This is a genomic window from Paenibacillus sp. SAFN-117, from assembly GCF_051966115.1.
Taxonomy (GTDB): Bacteria; Bacillota; Bacilli; order Paenibacillales; family NBRC-103111; genus Paenibacillus_L; species Paenibacillus_L residui.
Map to the genome: position 1 here is coordinate 1 of NZ_JBQCLK010000040.1, position 15,883 is coordinate 15,883.

The window sequence follows — 15,883 nt, forward strand, 5'->3', positions numbered from 1 at the left end:
TTCTTACAAGTTTAACCAATTTTGTATTTGGGGATCGTAAATTAACTGCTTAACCCCCTTTTCTCAACAGCCTGATGAAATCCATTTAGTTTTCAAATTTCACACTATTGAAGGTAGCGCCAAGAAGTTTGTGTAAGTTGATAGCGTTATCCACCGAATGCGATGGATTTCTATTATTGCAGCAATCTAGTCATATTGGGACTGATTGCATACAGGCTCGGATTTACTTTGTTCCGCGAACGAGAATCAAAACACCGCCGCCCCTGCTTCTACGGTCAGGCTTCTCGCTTCTTCTCCGGAATAATCAGGTTCAGGACAACCGTTGCCAGCGCTCCGACAGCGATTCCCGAGGACAGGACATAATTGGCGAAATCCGGCAGGCCCTGCAGAACCTCCTTGGGGAGAACGGTAACGGCGACGGTCAGCAGGATGGGAACACCGATAATCAGCATATTCCGCTCGTTGATCGATATGTGCTGAATGACCTTCATTCCGTTCGTCAGCACGGCGATCGCGACGATGCCGAAGATGCCGTTAATGACCGGCTCCGGCACACAGGTGATAAGCGCCGACAGCTTCGGCAGCAGGCCTAAGCATACGAGCAGGACTCCGCCTGCCATAATAGCCATCCGGCTGGCGACCCCGGTCACCGCAATCAGGCCCGCATTGGAGGAATAGCCGGTCATCGGAGTGCTGCCGACCAAGGCTCCGACGAAGCAGCCGAGTCCTTCCCCGCCCGCGGCGCGGTTCAGCCGTTCCTCCGTCAGCTCCTTGCCGGTAACCGACGAGACGACGAACCAGGTTCCGGTCGTTTCTATCAGAATAATGAGATAAACAAAAACCATGGTCAGCATGGCGCTCCAGTCAAAAACCGGGGTACCGAACGGAAACAGCTTCGGCAGGGAGAACCAGTTCGCCGCCAGGACCGGGCTAAAATCGACCTTGCCGAAGAACGAAGCGGTAATGGTGCCGACGATAATCGCAACGATAACGGAGACCAGACGGAAGAAGGTGCCTGTCCCGCTCATCTTGCGCCCCAGCAATATACATACGCCCAACGCCCCGGCGGATACGGCGGCAATCAGAACATTGTCCCCGATGCTGCCGGGAGACCCATAAATATTGTTAGCAGCTATGGGCATCAGCGAAATCCCGACGACAACGATCACCGTGCCGCCGACGATTGGCGGAATGATTTTGCGCACCGCTTTGGCAAACAGCTTGAGCGGGTAACCGAGCACGGCAATAAGCAGCGCCCCGGGAATCAGACTCCCCGTCACGGCTCCGAGTCCCAGCTTGCTCCCGATAGCCCCAATCGCTCCGATGGGGACATACGATGGGCCCTGGACTACCGGCAGCTTGATGCCGAAGCCCACCTGAATCAATGTGGCAATCCCCGTCGCAAAGAAGCACATTTGGATAAAAAAGGAAGTATTGACCGAATCGAAGGACAATAGCCCCGCAATAATGATCGGGGCTATATACAAGTCCATGGCCAATACATGCTGCAGGCCCAGCAACAAGGCCTTGCCGTAACCGATTTTTTCGTCGACGCCTACAATCAGATGAATACTATCGTCCTGCTTCCCCTGTTTCACGTGTTAGTCCCCCATCACTATATTTTCCCGAATGATTATGTCCATATTATAGTTGAATGTTGCTGAATTGCAAATAAAAACTTACATTTTACTCAAAGCATATTTCAAATGTTCGCCTTTTCGTTGACTTTCCGTATATACACGCCTATAATGGTACGCAAGAGAATTCAATCGATTTTTTACAGAGAAAGGATGTCTATCCGCATGTTGGTTCAGGACCCCGTATTGCACCGGGAATGGATCGCCGTCTGCCGTTCTTCCGATGTTCAGGACAAGCCTGTACAGGTTACATTAATGGGCGAGCGTATCGTCGTATTCCGTACGGAAACCGGCATTCACGCTTTCAAAGATCTGTGTATCCACCGCGGAGCCGCATTATCGCTTGGATGTGTGCGCAACGGCAACCTCGTCTGCCCCTATCACGCTTGGGAATATGACCCCTCGGGCGCCTGCGTCAAAATTCCGCAATTGCCGGAGACGCAAGCCATTCCGACCAAAGCGAAGGCCATCGCCTACGGCTGCCGAGAGCGCTATGGTTTCGTCTGGGTGAATCTCGGCGGAGAAGACGCCGGGATGTTTTCGCTTCCGGAATTCGATGATCCGGCATTCCGCAATGTGATTTGGGGACCGCAGGAAGTGAACGCCAAACCGCCGCGGGTGATTGAGAATTTCCTGGATGTGGGCCATCTGGCTGTTGTTCACGAAGGCTATCTCGGTGTCGAGACTCATAGAGAAATCGGCGATTATCGCGTTCACAAGACAGAGGACGGCTGCATCCGTTCGGACGAAATCGCCATCTTCCAGCCCGATCCCGACGGAACCGGGCAGGCGAAGCACGTCTACTATACCTACGAAGTACTGCGGCCTTTATCGGTCAAATTCACCAAGCGGGATGAAGAGAACGGCAACCTGATGTCGATCCTGCTGACGGTGCTGCCGCTCACGGAGACGAAGTCTGTCGCGTTCGGCGTAATGTCCTTCAACTATGAAACGGATTTAACCGATGAAGAGATGGTTAAGTTTCAGGATATGATTTTTGCACAGGACAAGCCGATCGTGGAAAATCAGAAGCCCGAGGACCTTCCGCTCGATCTTCAGATAGAACTGTCGCTCAAGAGCGACCGGATGAGCATCGCGTATAGGCAGTACTTAACCGAACTCGGTGTCACCCATGGAACTGCGTAGATAATTACCAAGAGTGCTGTTTCATAAGTCGATTATCATTTTTCACGCCCCACCTGGAATTAAATATGACTGCGCAAGGATAAACGGCTATCGCCGTCCTTGGGACAGGCGCGTTTACCGATGAAATATAAGAATAGGTATAAGGTGAACTTAAACTTTCTAATGTGGTAAGAATAAGAACAGGTATAGATGATAACTTATACTTATATTTTAAAAAAGGACCCCTTCCCCGCTCCATAATGGGATTTGAGGTCCTTTTTTGCTTCATTTAGGGACGTACCCGTTTTATGCGAACAATATGGGGACAGCCTCTCGTTTATTTCTCCAGGCGTCCTCTTCCTTCCGTTCATCCTCCTTCACCTCCATTCCTAGAAAGACAAAAACACTTCGAACCCCACTTGCACCAAAATTAATTCTCTCGTATACTGTATATTGTGTATATTCTGTGTATGTATGACATTAACAGTTATCCAGAAAGGGCTGTTCCATGAAAATAATCATTAGCAATGTGTCGGATCAACCTTTGTATCTACAGATCAAAGAACAAATCAAAGCCGCTATTTTACGGGGAGAATTGCAGGCGGGAGAGCCGCTTCCTTCCATCCGGGCATTAGCTACAGACTTGAATGTCAGTGTTCTGACGACCAGAAGAGTCTTTGAAGAGCTGGAAGCGGAAGGCTTTATTATCACCAAAGCAGGGAAAGGCTCGTTCGTAGCCCCGGACAACCTGGAGCTCTTGCTGGAATCCAAGCGGCTAATGGTGGAAGCCAAGCTGATAGAGGCGTGGGAGATCGCCCGGAATCTCGGGATTTCCAGGGAAGAGCTGTATTCAATGATGGATTTAATATTCGAGGAGGATGACCAATGAATCCGATTCTGGAGGTTAAGGGACTGGCCAAGGAATACCCTTCCTTTAGCTTGAACCATATCGATTTTTCATTGCAGGAAGGCTGTATTACCGGTTTTATAGGGGCCAACGGTTCCGGCAAAACAACGACGATCAAAGCCATACTGGGACTCACCTTGAAAGATGCCGGCAGCATTACTTTTCTGGGCCGGGAGCTGACGGAGAAGGAACGCGAACTGAAGAACCGGATTGGGATCGTGCTGGACGAGGGATATTTTTATGATGAGATGACGATTGGTGAAATGAAAAGCGTGATCGCTCCTGCATACTCCAACTGGGATGAATCCGCCTTTAGAAGCTATCTGGATCATTTCAGCCTGCAGCGGAATCAGAAAATCTCCACACTGTCCAAAGGAATGCGGATGAAATACGCCATCTCTCTGGCCCTTTCCCACCATCCCGATTTGTTAATCATGGATGAGCCGACGAGCGGTCTGGATCCGTTGATACGGAGTGAACTGGCGGATATCCTGCTGGACTTTATGGGCAAGAAAGGAAAGAGCGTATTTTTCTCCACCCATATCACCTCCGATCTGGAGAAGGTTGCCGATGTCCTTATTTTGATTGACAAAGGAAATATCGTTTTTCAAGAAGAGAAAGATGTCTTATTGGACACACATAGCTTGATTAAAGGGGACCGGAAACTGCTTAACGAGCATACGAGACCGTTGTTTCTATCCCTGCGGGAAACGAATTATGGATTTACGGGGATTACCAGGGAAAAAGCGGCGATACGCGAACAAATGAAAGATGTGCTTGTGGAAAGACCAAGTATCGAGCAGATCATGCTGGCGTACATTGGAGGGAGTCATTATGCTTTTTAGTCTTGTGAAGAAGGATTTGCTGCTTGTCAAAAAATACTTGTTGTTCATGGTCGTGTTCTCCATTATTGCTCCCATGTTCATCACGGTTAAGATCAGCTTCCCCGGTGGAGGCCTTCTGGGCTTTTTCATTACCGTTCTTTTCACAGAATATATTTTGCTCAATACCCTTTCGAGCCTGGAGGACAAATACAAAGGGGCCGTGCTTCTTAGTGCAACCCCCTATACAAGGAAAACACTGATCCACGCCAGATATTTATTTTCCTTAATTATTTTTGTCGGTGTCTATGCCATATATACGGTGACCTCTTTCGTCTCCCCGGTTCCTCTGGAGCAGCTGAATCTGTTTACAGCCGGGCTGTCGTTCTTGTTCATCACGGCCTATTTCGGCGTACTGCTTCCGGTTCAATATAAGTACGGGTATGAAAAGACGAAATTTATCTCTTCCCTGTTTGTTATTTTAACGCCTTTTGTCGGCCCTTTCGTAATTAAATGGCTGCAGACCAATTCTGTCAATCTTGATGTCTTACCGGCTTTGCCCCAGCCGGCCGGCCATGCACTTCCTGTCTTAATGGCCATTCTATTAGGTTTGATCTCGATGACCACATCGGTCAAAATCTATTCCCAAAAAAATCTATAACTCCGCATAATCTTACCAAGAAAGAAGAACATCTCCGGTCGAGCCGAAGATGTTCTTCTTTATTACTCTCTATCCGTAATTATTGAATAAACTCCACGTTATAGCCTCTCTCCTTCAATAGGTCGACGATCATTCCCTTGATGACAAAATGGCCTGCGCCCACCACAACGAAGTGTGTATGTTCCCCTTCTTGTTCAAGCAATTCAGCCAGCTTCTTCGCCATGTTCTTGTCCCTTTCTCCGAACAGACGCTGAGCTGGTTCACTCTTGACGTATTCCTTGGTGAAGCTGTCCAAATCCCCTTGTGCCCAATACTGCTGCCACAGGCGGAACTGTTCGGCGCTATTGTCGTCTTCGGACGGGTTCAGGATGGCATCCATTACCTCATTCAATTCTTTCTCCTGCACTTCCGGAGCTACGTTGTTGAACAGATCTCCTTGCAGCTTATAGCCTTCCAACTCATGAATCGGCTTCCCGGTCAGAAGCGCATTCTGCAGGAAGTATAGGTCTACACCCAGAGCCTGGCCCAAAGCCAGATCTTCAACGGTATTGGACAGATGGAGCATCGATATGTTGTTCGCAGCGACCCATGGCTTGAAGGTGTCGAATATATCGGCGGGGAGCCCAAACATTTCAACAACCTCTTGCAGCTTCTCATTGGTTTCCTGGGAGACATGATCCTTCAAGGTCGTTCCATCGCTGTATACCATTAATTGATTGAAATACTTCAGCGGTTCCGGATCATCGTTCATCATATTCACTTCCACCCATAGATCATCGGAGGCAGCGAAGGCGTCTCTGATCTCTTTATCCATCGGGTACATTTCCGGGGAGCCCAGATGAATAGATCCCAATAAATAAAGAGTGTTGTCCCCGTGAGTCACCTTCCAGAATAGTCCTTGGGCTCCGCCTTGAGCGGTGTCATATGTATATTGAACAAGCCGGCTGGCCAATACGGTGGCCTGTTCGACCGTACAGAGCTGTTCCAGCTCCAGACCGCGATCGGTTCCTTCGATGATGCCTTTCTGCTGTAAGTATTCTATCGGGTCGGATTTATCGATCTCGAACGCCTCGGGCAGCTCATATTGAGCCAACAAAGCGTACAAGGACAGAACAACCGTTTCTCTGGTAATTCCGGCCTCGGACGAGGAAGGAAGCTCGAGATCCCCTTTCTTGGTTAGTCCCAGCTTATCCAGCTTTGCGGCTGTATCATTGAGCAAGGACTGCAATTTATCAGCGGAAATCGCCTGCCGGAAGGTTCCGTCATAGTACCAGCCCAGCGGGAAAATCCCGTATTTCTCCCCTTCGTTAAGAGTGGTTACAGACCATGGGCTGATGTCCGGAACGGCCGGTTCATCGTTGGCATGCGCGGATAAGGCACTCCCCAGAATAATGGACGATCCAAGCAAACTGCTGGTCAAGACACGGCCCAGCTTACCCCACAACTTTCCTTTCACATAAACTCTCCTCTCAAAAAAAATAATAGACAGCAGCAATAATAATTGCCTCTATCTATTATATCCCACGAAAATGGCGATCACAAATTTTTAGATAGATTTACAATATTATGCAGAATCTGTCTTATTGTTAGATCAGCATCCGGTTTATTTTAACTCCTTATCCTAATAGGTTCACTGCTGAAAAATATCTTTATTCCCTTTGGGACGGTTCATTCTCGAAAAATCAACTTTGGAAAAGGCGATGGTGGACAGCAATAAAAATAACAGCCCGAAGGATAGAACCAAGAGGATACTGATTTGAGGCGTAATGACAAAGTGGTTTATCTTGAATGCAAGCTGTTCAGCGATTAGCTCATCTGCGGGCAAGGACATTTTCTCCAAGCTCAATGCTCTGAAGAAAGCCGCAGCGTAGGTCATCGGGTTCAATAGAGCGATGAACTGCAAGCCATCCGGAAGCAGGCTGAGCGGGACATAAACGCCGCATAAGAAAGTAATCGGAGTCGTTATGGCGACCGAAACAATCTGGAAGGTCTGGGAATTTCTAACCGATGTGGCGATGAATAGGCCGAAGGCCGAAAATACCAGTCCCACAAAAATCATAAATCCGATAACCGCCAGCGGCGTAGCGGCAGAGGAATACTTCATACCGATCAGATAGCCTACCGCCAGAATCAATATTCCTTGCAGGGTGGCGATCGTTGTGGAGGACAAGATCTGGCCCAGAGCGATCTGTATTCTCTTAACCGGGCTGACCAGCACTTCTTTCATATACCCGGAGACGATATCCTCAATCGTGGAAGTGGCTATATTCAGGGACGTCTGAAAGACGACGATAATCACAATGCCGGCCAGCACATAATTGACCGGATTGCTGACATGGGTGCTTTGAAAAATGGTACTTAACAAATACAAATAAAAGAACGGCATAATCAAAATTAAGATCATCTGCACCCGGTTTCGGACAAACAGCTTTACATTTCTTAACCATAAGGCCCCGATAATGCGCATCCCAGCCTACCCCCTTATGTCCTTTCCTGTAATCTCGAGAAACACATCGTTCAAGGTCCCCTTCTTGATTTCCAGCTCTTGAATGGCTGGCCTGTGCTCGCTGATGACCTCCATCAATGAAGGCAGATTGCTCCACTCTACCGAATGATAACCGCCGTTTCTAGTGAAGCTTATATTAAATTTGGTCAGAAGTGCTTCCAACCCCGGCACATCCGTGCTCGTGATGTCCGCTTTGTTCTTGGTGTAGCGCTGCTTTAACGCGCTCGGTGTATCGAAGGCGATAATTTTGCCATGATCCATAACCGCCACTTTATCGCTGATTTCAGCTTCATCCATATAATGGGTCGTTAAGAAAATGGTCAGGTCTCTCTCCTTCTGCAGCTTGATGATATACTCCCAAATATTCGATCTTGTCTGAGGGTCAAGACCGGTCGTAGGCTCATCGAGGAACAGCACTTTAGGCAGGTGCAGAAGGCTGCGGGCGATTTCCACCCGTCTCTTCATCCCTCCAGACAGGGTGCTGACCATCGCTTTCTTCCATTCGACGAGGTCAACAATTTCCAGGGCGAAGTCGATCCGCTCATTCATGACCGATTTGGGCAAGCCGTAGAAATAACAATGCATCTTCAGATTTTCTTCCACCGTCATTTTGCTGTCGAGGGTAGAATCTTGAAAGACAACACCGATGACACTTCGCACTTCGTCTCTGTCCCGGCTGACATCTTTGCCGTCGATCAGCAACGTTCCCGAGGTTTTATCGATAATCGTACACAAAGTGTTGATGGTGGTGCTTTTGCCTGCTCCGTTCGGTCCCAGGAAGGCAAAGATGCTCCCGCTTTCCACCTCGAACGAAACCTGGTCCACCGCTGTAAAATCCCCATATTTCTTCACAAAATCTTTGACCACAATAATAGGGTTCACGGCCATCACCTGTTTTTATTTTTAAAAAAATGCAGCACGCTGTACACCTTATCCAAGGCATTGCTTACACCTTGAGAATGGGCCAGTTCTTCGCTCAGCACTTCCTCCAAAGCATCCAGGACCTTGTGGCACTCCATGAGGCCTACGCCTGATTTCTCCGATACTTTGGCAGCCACTTCGGTTTTATTCATGGGAATCCGCTCCTTTATCGCGTATATTTTTCGGACCTTGCCCGATCATTTCAAGAACATAGCTAAAGCTGCCTCTCTCTGCCCCCAGAGTCTTTTCCATTACATAGGTAAAGGCTAACGCTTTCTGCATCCATTCCTCGGGCGACCAATCGAAAATTCCTTCGTCAAATAAAAATTGGGAAGACACAAGCAGAAATTCTACCGTTTCCTTCGGATAAGGAGTCCGGAAGGCGCCTTCCGCTATTCCTTGTTCAATCACCTCCGTCAACACAGGGGTTAGCTGGAGGATCGTCTCCACCAAGCTTTTCTGATGCATTTCCGCATTGTTGACTTCATGCAGCTGCTCGATCATTTGTTCCTTGCGGCCGGCGTCAGGCTTCTGGGCCATCAGGATCTGAAAGATTTTCTCATGGGCCTGCAAATCAGGATTTGCGGCAATCTGCTTGGCTGCCTGCACCCCCAGGTCTATGAATCGCATAACAATGGCGTCCATCACTTCTTCCTTGGATTGAAAATAGTAATAGAACGTCCCTTTGGCGATCCCGACCTTGTTCAGAATGTCATTAACGGTCGTGTTGGAGTATCCTTGGGTCGTAAACAGCATCTCCGCAGCGTCCAATATTTCGTTTCTTCGTTCTTCAGGTTTTTTGGAAATTCTCATTGTTCATTCCTCCACCGTCATCGACCGACCGTCGGTCTATAGTGACTGTAACATTATTCCAAGCAGGAAGTCAATGGGTAAAAAAGAACCCATTGGGATTTGAGCTCCTAATGGGTTCCGGGTAAATTTTGTGCTAATACATTTCTTTCTTCATCTTCCTTCGCGTAATCATGCTTCCCAGGAGCCACAGTCCAATAATCCAAGCCAGCAAATAGATAAGCTGTCCCTTGTACTCCAGCATGGCGCTCCCGTTTTCTATTCCCTGTCATATAGGCCTTCTGGGAGTCCTACCAGTTCCAAGGCTTCCTTCACCTGATTTTCCAACTGTTTTCCTTTAAGATGGTACAGTCCCGCAAAGAAACGCACGTTTTGCCAAGCGGTCATTTCTTCATAGATGGCCAAATCCTGAGGGACGATTCCAATCCCCTGTTTGACCTGCTTGGCGTCCCGGGGTAGAGAATGGCCCAGAATCGTCACTTCCCCTTGATCAGCCGTTAATATAGTGGCCAATATATGGATCGTCGTACTCTTCCCCGCCCCGTTAGGACCTAACAAACCAACAATTTCCCCTTGTCGGACTACGAAACTAATACCGTCCACGGCTTTTTTGGCAGCATAACTTTTCTCCAAGTTACTAACGGTCACAATGTTATTCATTGGATCTCCTCTTCATTTCAGATTCCGTTCTCAGTCTTGCAAATTCTTTCATGGCTCTCGATTGAACTTCCGTCAGATTGTCCCGTTCGAATTCGATCTCCTCTTCAAAACCGCTCTGCTCCTCACCGTCATAACGATACAGCTTCTTCAACAAGCTCCACAAGATTTCCATCTCTTCCGTAGTGAAATGTTTAAAAGCTTCGGCGAAAAAGTAAATCGACTTTTCACTGCACTCCATGAGCACTTGCTTGCCGGATTCTGTAATTCCAACATTGACTGCGCGCTTATCCTGCTTGCTGGGGACAACATTGACATAGCCCTTTTTCTCCAAAATGTCGATCAGCTGCTTGACGCTCTGTTTGGTGGTGCCCAGTTTCCTCGCAATATTATTGAGCGTCGCTCCGCCTTCCGGCAAATGGACGATGGCCACCATAGCCATACACCGTCTTGACGTCAAGCTCTGCAGGTACTGATCCCCTTGCACCTGAAGCTTGTTGGTCACCGAGAAAAGTGTAGAGTAAGTTTGCTGCATTTAAAAATAAATCCTTGTAGAAGTCCATTGGTATCTCCCTCTTTTTAGACAATATAATGAATTTGTCAATATACTGTCTAATTTTCGAGTCAAAAAAACGGGGCTCTCTCATTCCATGGATATGAGTACAGAGAAAGCCCCGTTGCTTCTATAAGATATTCACTTTTCGGGCAGCAGATGAAATAGAAAAATCCCTTCAACAATAGAGAACAAGTCGTTGTAATAGTGATTAGGGAATCTTGTCTTGTTTGTAAGCTTCGCATATTCTGGCGGATGAACATGATATGGTTCCGTCACCGTTTGATACCTTCTATCCTCATGCGGCTCGCCATGATACTTTCCCCAGACAGTTTTCTCATCTGGTGCAATCCAGTCGTACCAGTATTCTACGATTATCTGTTGTTTATTCAGCTTTTCGGTCACATACAATTTAGAATTATCAGAAAAAAATATGGTTGCTCGTTGGGCGTAAATCGAGCTTGACATGCCCGTACTGTCAGTGTCTCTTATGGAATGTATAGCATGTCCAAAAGCTTTTATTAACACATCCAAATTTGTAGCAGGTTTGCCAATCATAAGTCCTTTATCTCTTTAAGTAATGACTTCCATTCTTTCCCTTCCCTCGCCCAAATCCAATCCTCAGAATCATCAGGATTCCCTTTTTCTACAATTACTTCTGAATATGGCTTTCCATATCGTTTCTCGAAATAGTTAATGGTTTCAATAATGTATCGGATACGGTTAAGATTCCCTCCATCGTCAGAGATGGATGAATTCCCTCTTCTCTGTTTTTGTTCATAAATTTCTACAATATCACGAACAGGTATTCTTTCTTCGGTAGGCGAAATCCAGATTGTATTTTCCGAAATACGTGCTTGCTTATTGCGTTCCATTCGTTCGACCCCTATAAACCGTCTACCGGTTATCCAGTTATTGATCGTCGTAATACTAACCCCGAAAAACTTTGCCAACTGCCCTGTGGAATAAGTTCTTCCTACTTCTTCTTCCTGAGCAACGCACATCAAAATTTCTCCGAGTTTTTGCAAATCTTCCTGCACTAACGCATGATTCGCCTGGTATGGGTATTGATCAAGAAGCTTCTTCACTTCGCTTTGAAGATCAATAGTTATTGAAGTAGTTTTTTTTATTACATTAAATAGCACTTTTAGTGTGACTCCAGCTTTCTCCGGATCACTTCCCACCTCAGCAATTACCCGTTCAAATGTCTTTCTTTCGGCTTCACTTATGGCCATGTACTTCACCTCACTTACCCCCTATTCTAAGAAAACTGAAAGTTAACTGCAAGCAAAAACTAAAACAAAACTACAACTTCTAACTACATATATAGTCAAAAGTTAACCGAAATATCCCTGGATGAGTCTAAAGGATTTACCGAAAAAAGACTCAACGGATTTGACCATTGAGTCGGATCGTAAGGCTTATGGGCAAGGGGCAAGATACGCTGGATTCCATATGACCTATATCATATTTTTCATGCCTGCAAAGCACAACTGAAGCATAGGCGCGGTATAGGAATCAAATTTCTTATCATCGTCCAAGCGGACCCAGGCAATTTCAACAATATCCCGATTGGATTCATTCTCAGTGTCCAAATAAAGTTCACCGCCCACAAGCTCCGCCAGAAAAGTAAATTTCCCGTTCTTTTCGTGCAGTCGTTTCGTGATCCGGATATCGTATCCGGTCTCCTCCTTTACTTCGCGGATACAAGCTTGCTCCGGGGTTTCGTTCCCCTCTATTTTTCCGCCCGGAAAGTTCCATACGATATCCCCTCGTTGAACAAACTGCTTGACCATCAGCACTCGGTTATTTTGAATAACGATACCTTGTGAAATCATTGGCGGCCTCCTCTAATATCTGGTTTTAATTAAATCGATAAAATTTTGAGCGGCCTTGGACAAGTAATGATTCTTCAACCAGATTAAACCGACGGAGGCAGACAGGTTGGCCCCCGATATCTGGTGAGCCTGGATAGCATACCCCGGATGGCGTTTAAGCATCGTTTCCGGGACAATAGAAGCGCAAAAGCCGGATGAAATTAAATCCATCAGCAGAGTAATATCCGAGCACTCGCCTACGATGTTCGGTTGCAGATGGAACCGTGAGAACGCCTCCAAAATCAAATAATGGACCCCCAATCCCTCCGTACTTGGCAGTATGAGCGGATAATGCTGAAGCTCCTCCAGCGAGACTTCGCGATCGAGCGGTTCCTGTTGCGAGGCAACGAAATAAAAGGGCTCTGTATGAAGATGGAGCACGGAAAAGTCGTCCAGCTCCAGCGGCAAGCGGGTAATCGCCAGCTCTACGACCCGGTCTCTCACCAATTTGCAGAGATGGGCGGATTCATTTTGCTGGATTTTATAGGTCACCTTGGGGTATTGTTCTTTGAATTGACGGAGGATTTCCGGCAACTTCGCTTCCGAAAACGTATTGATGCCTATCGTCAGCCTTCCTTTTGCCCCATTCCCGACTTCCCGAACCTCCAACTTGGCTTCTTCCATTAGCTGAGTCATCTGTAAAGCATATTTATATAGGGCTTTGCCCGCCTCCGTTATCTCGAGAAATTTCCCGCTTCTTTCGACTAGTTTGGAGCCTAGCTCCTCCTCCATAGCCTTCAGTTGTTGGCTTAACGGCGGTTGGGAGATATGAAGTCTCTCCGCAGCGGCGGAAATTTTCCTCTCTTCTACTATCGCTATAAAATACCGCAGCTGTCTTATGTCCATCGAAGGAAGACACTCCTTTTAATATATGAAAAACTTAAGCAAAACTAATTTTAATAATATTTTTCATATAACCCTCCTCATGTTAGCATATTTGTAAATAAAGAAAAAGGAGCGATGATTATGTATCGTCTCTGCACGGTTTTATTGGTTGTTTGGCTTGCCGGATGTCAAGCTATTCCTGATACCTCACAAGATGTTATGAAAGAAACTCAACCAACCGAAAAGAAGGTGGAAATTATGAACCAGCAATTGATTCACTACGCAGAGCAAGGAGACACAGAAAATGTTCTGAAGCTGCTTGAAGACGGAGCAGATATCAACGCAACGGATGCTCACGGAAGAACGGCCGTACTGGCGGCAACCTACAACAATAAAACAGACACGGTCAGGGCACTGATCGATAAGGGTGCGGACATTAACCTACGGGATGAGCGCTTAAATAATGTCCTTCTATATGCGGGGGCCGAAGGGCTTCTCGACATCGTCAAGCTCGCCATCGAGGCCGGAGCCGATACGAAGCTGACGAACCGGTTTGGAGGGACGGCTCTAATCCCCGCTTCGGAGCGCGGACATGTCGATGTGGTTAAAGAGCTGCTTGCTCATTCGGATATTGATGTTAATCATATTAATAATTTACACTGGACAGCATTATTGGAAGCGGTCATTCTTGGCAACGGCGGAGAAAAGCATCAGCAAATCGTGCAGCTGTTAGTGGATCATGGAGCTGATGTCCACATCGGGGACGGAGACGGAATCACCCCTCTGGAGCATGCGCAGCAGCGCGGATTTGAGGAAATCGCAGCTATATTGATAAATGCCGGGGCATAAATAACGTTGAAATTATTGAAAGCCATCGGGCTGATTATGATGTGAGAGGAGACAACCGAAATGACGAATAAAGCCTATTGGTTAACGAACGTCCGCTTGGAAGCCGGTTACCTCCGCCAAGACGGTATCGTCGCGGGTACGGAAACGGAGCTATGTGATGTATGTATTGAAGATGGAAAAATGAAAGAAATCATTCCTGCCGGCCAGCCTTTGGAAACGGATTTGCCTGTGCGGGATGCGAAAAATTATTTAATGCTCCCCTCCTTCAGGGATATGCACATCCATTTGGATAAAACATACTACGGAGGCCCTTGGAAAGCGCCGACGATCCCTGCTAAAGGGATTTGGACAAGACTGGAGGAAGAGCAGGAGTTACTTCCCCGCTTGCTGCCTGTAGCAGAAGAAAGAGCAAAGAAATTGCTCGAATTGCTCCTAAATTCAGGCACGACTCATATTCGCACACATTGCAACGTGGATCTCGTCGTCGGGTTGAAAAATCTGGAGGCCACCTTGCGGGCCGTTGAAGCCTATCAAGGGAAAGCTTCCGTCGAAATTGTCGCTTTTCCGCAGCGAGGTTTATTACGCAGCCAGTCCGTTTCGCTGGTTCGGGAAGCACTGCGAAGCGGAGCTTCATTAGTGGGCGGGGTCGATCCTGCAACCATTGACGGGGATATTGAGAAGTCCCTTCAGACGATCATGGAGCTTGCGGTGGAAGCCAATGCGAACATTGACCTTCATTTGCACGATCCGGGCCATCTGGGCCTGTTTACGATTCAGCGATTGGCTCATCTGACGGAGGAAGCCGGCTGGCAAGGAAGAGTGACCATAAGCCATGCCTTGGCCCTGGCCGATATTCCCCTTCAAGAAGCCTGCGAAGCCGCCAAGCTGCTGGCCCGCCATGGAATTTCGATTACCTCCTCGGTTCCTCTGGCCAGGACGATTCCGATTCCTCTCCTGAGGGATCATGGAGTGGACGTATCCCTTGGCGATGACAGCATTACGGATCATTGGTCCCCCTTCGGGAAGGGAGATAGCTTGGAGAAGGCCGGGACGTTGGCGGAGCGCTTCAGCTTACGCGATGAACGTTCGCTTGGACAAGCCCTTGGATTTATTACAGGAGGGGTCACTCCTTTAAATAAAGAAGGGGAGCGCGTATGGCCCAAAGCCGGCGACAATGCCGATATCGTGCTGGTGGAAGCCTCCTGCTCGGCCGAAGCTGTGGCAAGAAGATCGAGACGGGTAGCTACCCTGTTCCGGGGAGAAGTCGTCTCTGGTTCCATATGAAAACAACCGCCGATTGACGGTACCGGTGAAGCGTTTCCGACAGGGACGTTCTACTGGAGTTTCTGCAGCTAGTTCCACCTGTAGGGCGCGTCTTACTGGAGTTTCCGCAGCTAGTTTCCCTGGAGGGCGCGTCTTACTGGCGTTTCTGCGGCTAATTTCTCCTGGAGGGCGCGTCTTACTGGAGTTTCCGCAGGTAGTTCCCCTATAGGGTGCGTCTAACTGGCGTTTCTGCAGCTAGTTTCTCCTGTAGGGCGCGTCTTACTGGAGTTTCCGCAGGTAGTTCCCCTATAGGGCGCGTCTAACTGGAGTTTCCGCAGGTAGTTCCCCTATAGGGTGCGTCTAACTGGATTTCATACAGTTAGTTTGCCCCTCTGGAGCAAAAGACGGGGAACTACCTTGAAAATCCGTCTATTTTACCGTCTGCAGGCATCGTTGCAAGCGGAGCGGCAC

At 47.8% G+C, this 15,883-nt stretch carries 18 protein-coding genes; 6 read left to right on the plus strand and 12 right to left on the minus strand.

Features of this window, described 5'->3' with window-relative positions; genetic code table 11:
* Positions 1-275: 275 nt before the first annotated feature.
* Complete coding sequence (locus tag ACTHRH_RS21670; protein WP_144938125.1) at positions 276-1,598, minus strand: uracil-xanthine permease family protein; 1,323 nt, start codon at positions 1,596-1,598, stop codon at positions 276-278.
* Positions 1,599-1,802: 204 nt separating this feature from the next.
* Here ACTHRH_RS21670 and ACTHRH_RS21675 point away from each other — a divergent pair, with 204 nt between their 5' ends.
* The 4 genes from ACTHRH_RS21675 (at position 1,803) to ACTHRH_RS21690 (ending at position 5,151) form a co-directional block, all read left to right on the plus strand.
* Positions 1,803-2,783, plus strand: a complete 981-nt coding sequence (locus tag ACTHRH_RS21675; protein ID WP_150959890.1) for an aromatic ring-hydroxylating dioxygenase subunit alpha — start codon at positions 1,803-1,805, stop codon at positions 2,781-2,783.
* Between the two features lie 487 nt (positions 2,784-3,270).
* Entirely contained in the window at positions 3,271-3,651 is a 381-nt protein-coding gene (locus tag ACTHRH_RS21680) for a GntR family transcriptional regulator (protein WP_144938131.1), read from the plus strand.
* The gene (locus ACTHRH_RS21685) at positions 3,648-4,514 is read left to right on the plus strand and encodes an ABC transporter ATP-binding protein (protein WP_379289613.1); all 867 of its coding nucleotides are present in this window, start codon (positions 3,648-3,650) and stop codon (positions 4,512-4,514) included. The genes ACTHRH_RS21680 and ACTHRH_RS21685 overlap by 4 nt, the downstream gene beginning before the upstream one ends.
* Positions 4,504-5,151: an ABC-2 transporter permease gene (locus ACTHRH_RS21690; protein WP_186328378.1), complete on the plus strand. Its 648-nt coding sequence runs from the start codon at positions 4,504-4,506 to the stop codon at positions 5,149-5,151. The genes ACTHRH_RS21685 and ACTHRH_RS21690 overlap by 11 nt, the downstream gene beginning before the upstream one ends.
* A gap of 79 nt (positions 5,152-5,230) precedes the next feature.
* Here the strand turns inward: ACTHRH_RS21690 and ACTHRH_RS21695 are convergent, their stop codons facing one another.
* From ACTHRH_RS21695 to ACTHRH_RS21745, 11 genes are all read right to left on the minus strand, one after another.
* Positions 5,231-6,607 carry a TraB/GumN family protein gene (locus tag ACTHRH_RS21695; RefSeq protein WP_150959892.1) on the minus strand — a complete coding sequence of 459 codons (1,377 nt, stop codon included), beginning with the start codon at positions 6,605-6,607 and terminating at the stop codon, positions 5,231-5,233.
* 174 nt (positions 6,608-6,781) lie between these two features.
* Positions 6,782-7,618: an ABC transporter permease gene (locus tag ACTHRH_RS21700; RefSeq protein ID WP_440417627.1), complete on the minus strand. Its 837-nt coding sequence runs from the start codon at positions 7,616-7,618 to the stop codon at positions 6,782-6,784.
* 6 nt (positions 7,619-7,624) lie between these two features.
* Positions 7,625-8,539, minus strand: coding sequence for an ABC transporter ATP-binding protein (locus ACTHRH_RS21705; RefSeq protein ID WP_144938146.1), 915 nt, complete (start codon positions 8,537-8,539; stop codon positions 7,625-7,627).
* Between the two features lie 5 nt (positions 8,540-8,544).
* Positions 8,545-8,730 (minus strand): hypothetical protein, encoded by a 186-nt coding sequence (locus ACTHRH_RS21710; RefSeq protein ID WP_144938148.1) that lies wholly within the window; start codon positions 8,728-8,730, stop codon positions 8,545-8,547.
* Complete coding sequence (locus ACTHRH_RS21715; RefSeq protein WP_144938151.1) at positions 8,723-9,391, minus strand: TetR/AcrR family transcriptional regulator; 669 nt, start codon at positions 9,389-9,391, stop codon at positions 8,723-8,725. The genes ACTHRH_RS21710 and ACTHRH_RS21715 overlap by 8 nt, the downstream gene beginning before the upstream one ends.
* Positions 9,392-9,646: 255 nt before the next feature.
* On the minus strand, positions 9,647-10,048 hold the full coding sequence (locus ACTHRH_RS21720; protein ID WP_440417630.1) for an ATP-binding cassette domain-containing protein: 402 nt from the start codon (positions 10,046-10,048) through the stop codon (positions 9,647-9,649).
* The gene (locus ACTHRH_RS21725; RefSeq protein WP_440417632.1) at positions 10,041-10,580 is read right to left on the minus strand and encodes a MarR family winged helix-turn-helix transcriptional regulator; all 540 of its coding nucleotides are present in this window, start codon (positions 10,578-10,580) and stop codon (positions 10,041-10,043) included. Before ACTHRH_RS21725 ends, ACTHRH_RS21720 begins: the two co-directional genes overlap by 8 nt.
* Before the next feature lie 159 nt (positions 10,581-10,739).
* Positions 10,740-11,156 carry a toxin-antitoxin system TumE family protein gene (locus ACTHRH_RS21730; protein ID WP_144938159.1) on the minus strand — a complete coding sequence of 139 codons (417 nt, stop codon included), beginning with the start codon at positions 11,154-11,156 and terminating at the stop codon, positions 10,740-10,742.
* Positions 11,153-11,842 carry a hypothetical protein gene (locus ACTHRH_RS21735; protein WP_144938162.1) on the minus strand — a complete coding sequence of 230 codons (690 nt, stop codon included), beginning with the start codon at positions 11,840-11,842 and terminating at the stop codon, positions 11,153-11,155. Before ACTHRH_RS21735 ends, ACTHRH_RS21730 begins: the two co-directional genes overlap by 4 nt.
* 216 nt (positions 11,843-12,058) lie before the next feature.
* A complete protein-coding gene (locus ACTHRH_RS21740) occupies positions 12,059-12,436 on the minus strand; it encodes an NUDIX hydrolase (protein WP_144938165.1) in 378 nt (125 codons plus the stop codon).
* Positions 12,437-12,448: 12 nt separating this feature from the next.
* On the minus strand, positions 12,449-13,321 hold the full coding sequence (locus tag ACTHRH_RS21745; RefSeq protein WP_144938169.1) for a LysR family transcriptional regulator: 873 nt from the start codon (positions 13,319-13,321) through the stop codon (positions 12,449-12,451).
* Positions 13,322-13,558: 237 nt separating this feature from the next.
* Between ACTHRH_RS21745 and ACTHRH_RS21750 the strand changes: the two genes are divergently transcribed.
* Both ACTHRH_RS21750 and ACTHRH_RS21755 read left to right on the plus strand, forming a co-directional pair.
* Complete coding sequence (locus tag ACTHRH_RS21750; protein WP_144938172.1) at positions 13,559-14,149, plus strand: ankyrin repeat domain-containing protein; 591 nt, start codon at positions 13,559-13,561, stop codon at positions 14,147-14,149.
* Positions 14,150-14,209: 60 nt separating this feature from the next.
* Positions 14,210-15,433 (plus strand): amidohydrolase family protein, encoded by a 1,224-nt coding sequence (locus ACTHRH_RS21755; protein WP_440417635.1) that lies wholly within the window; start codon positions 14,210-14,212, stop codon positions 15,431-15,433.
* The last annotated feature ends 450 nt before the right edge of the window (positions 15,434-15,883 follow it).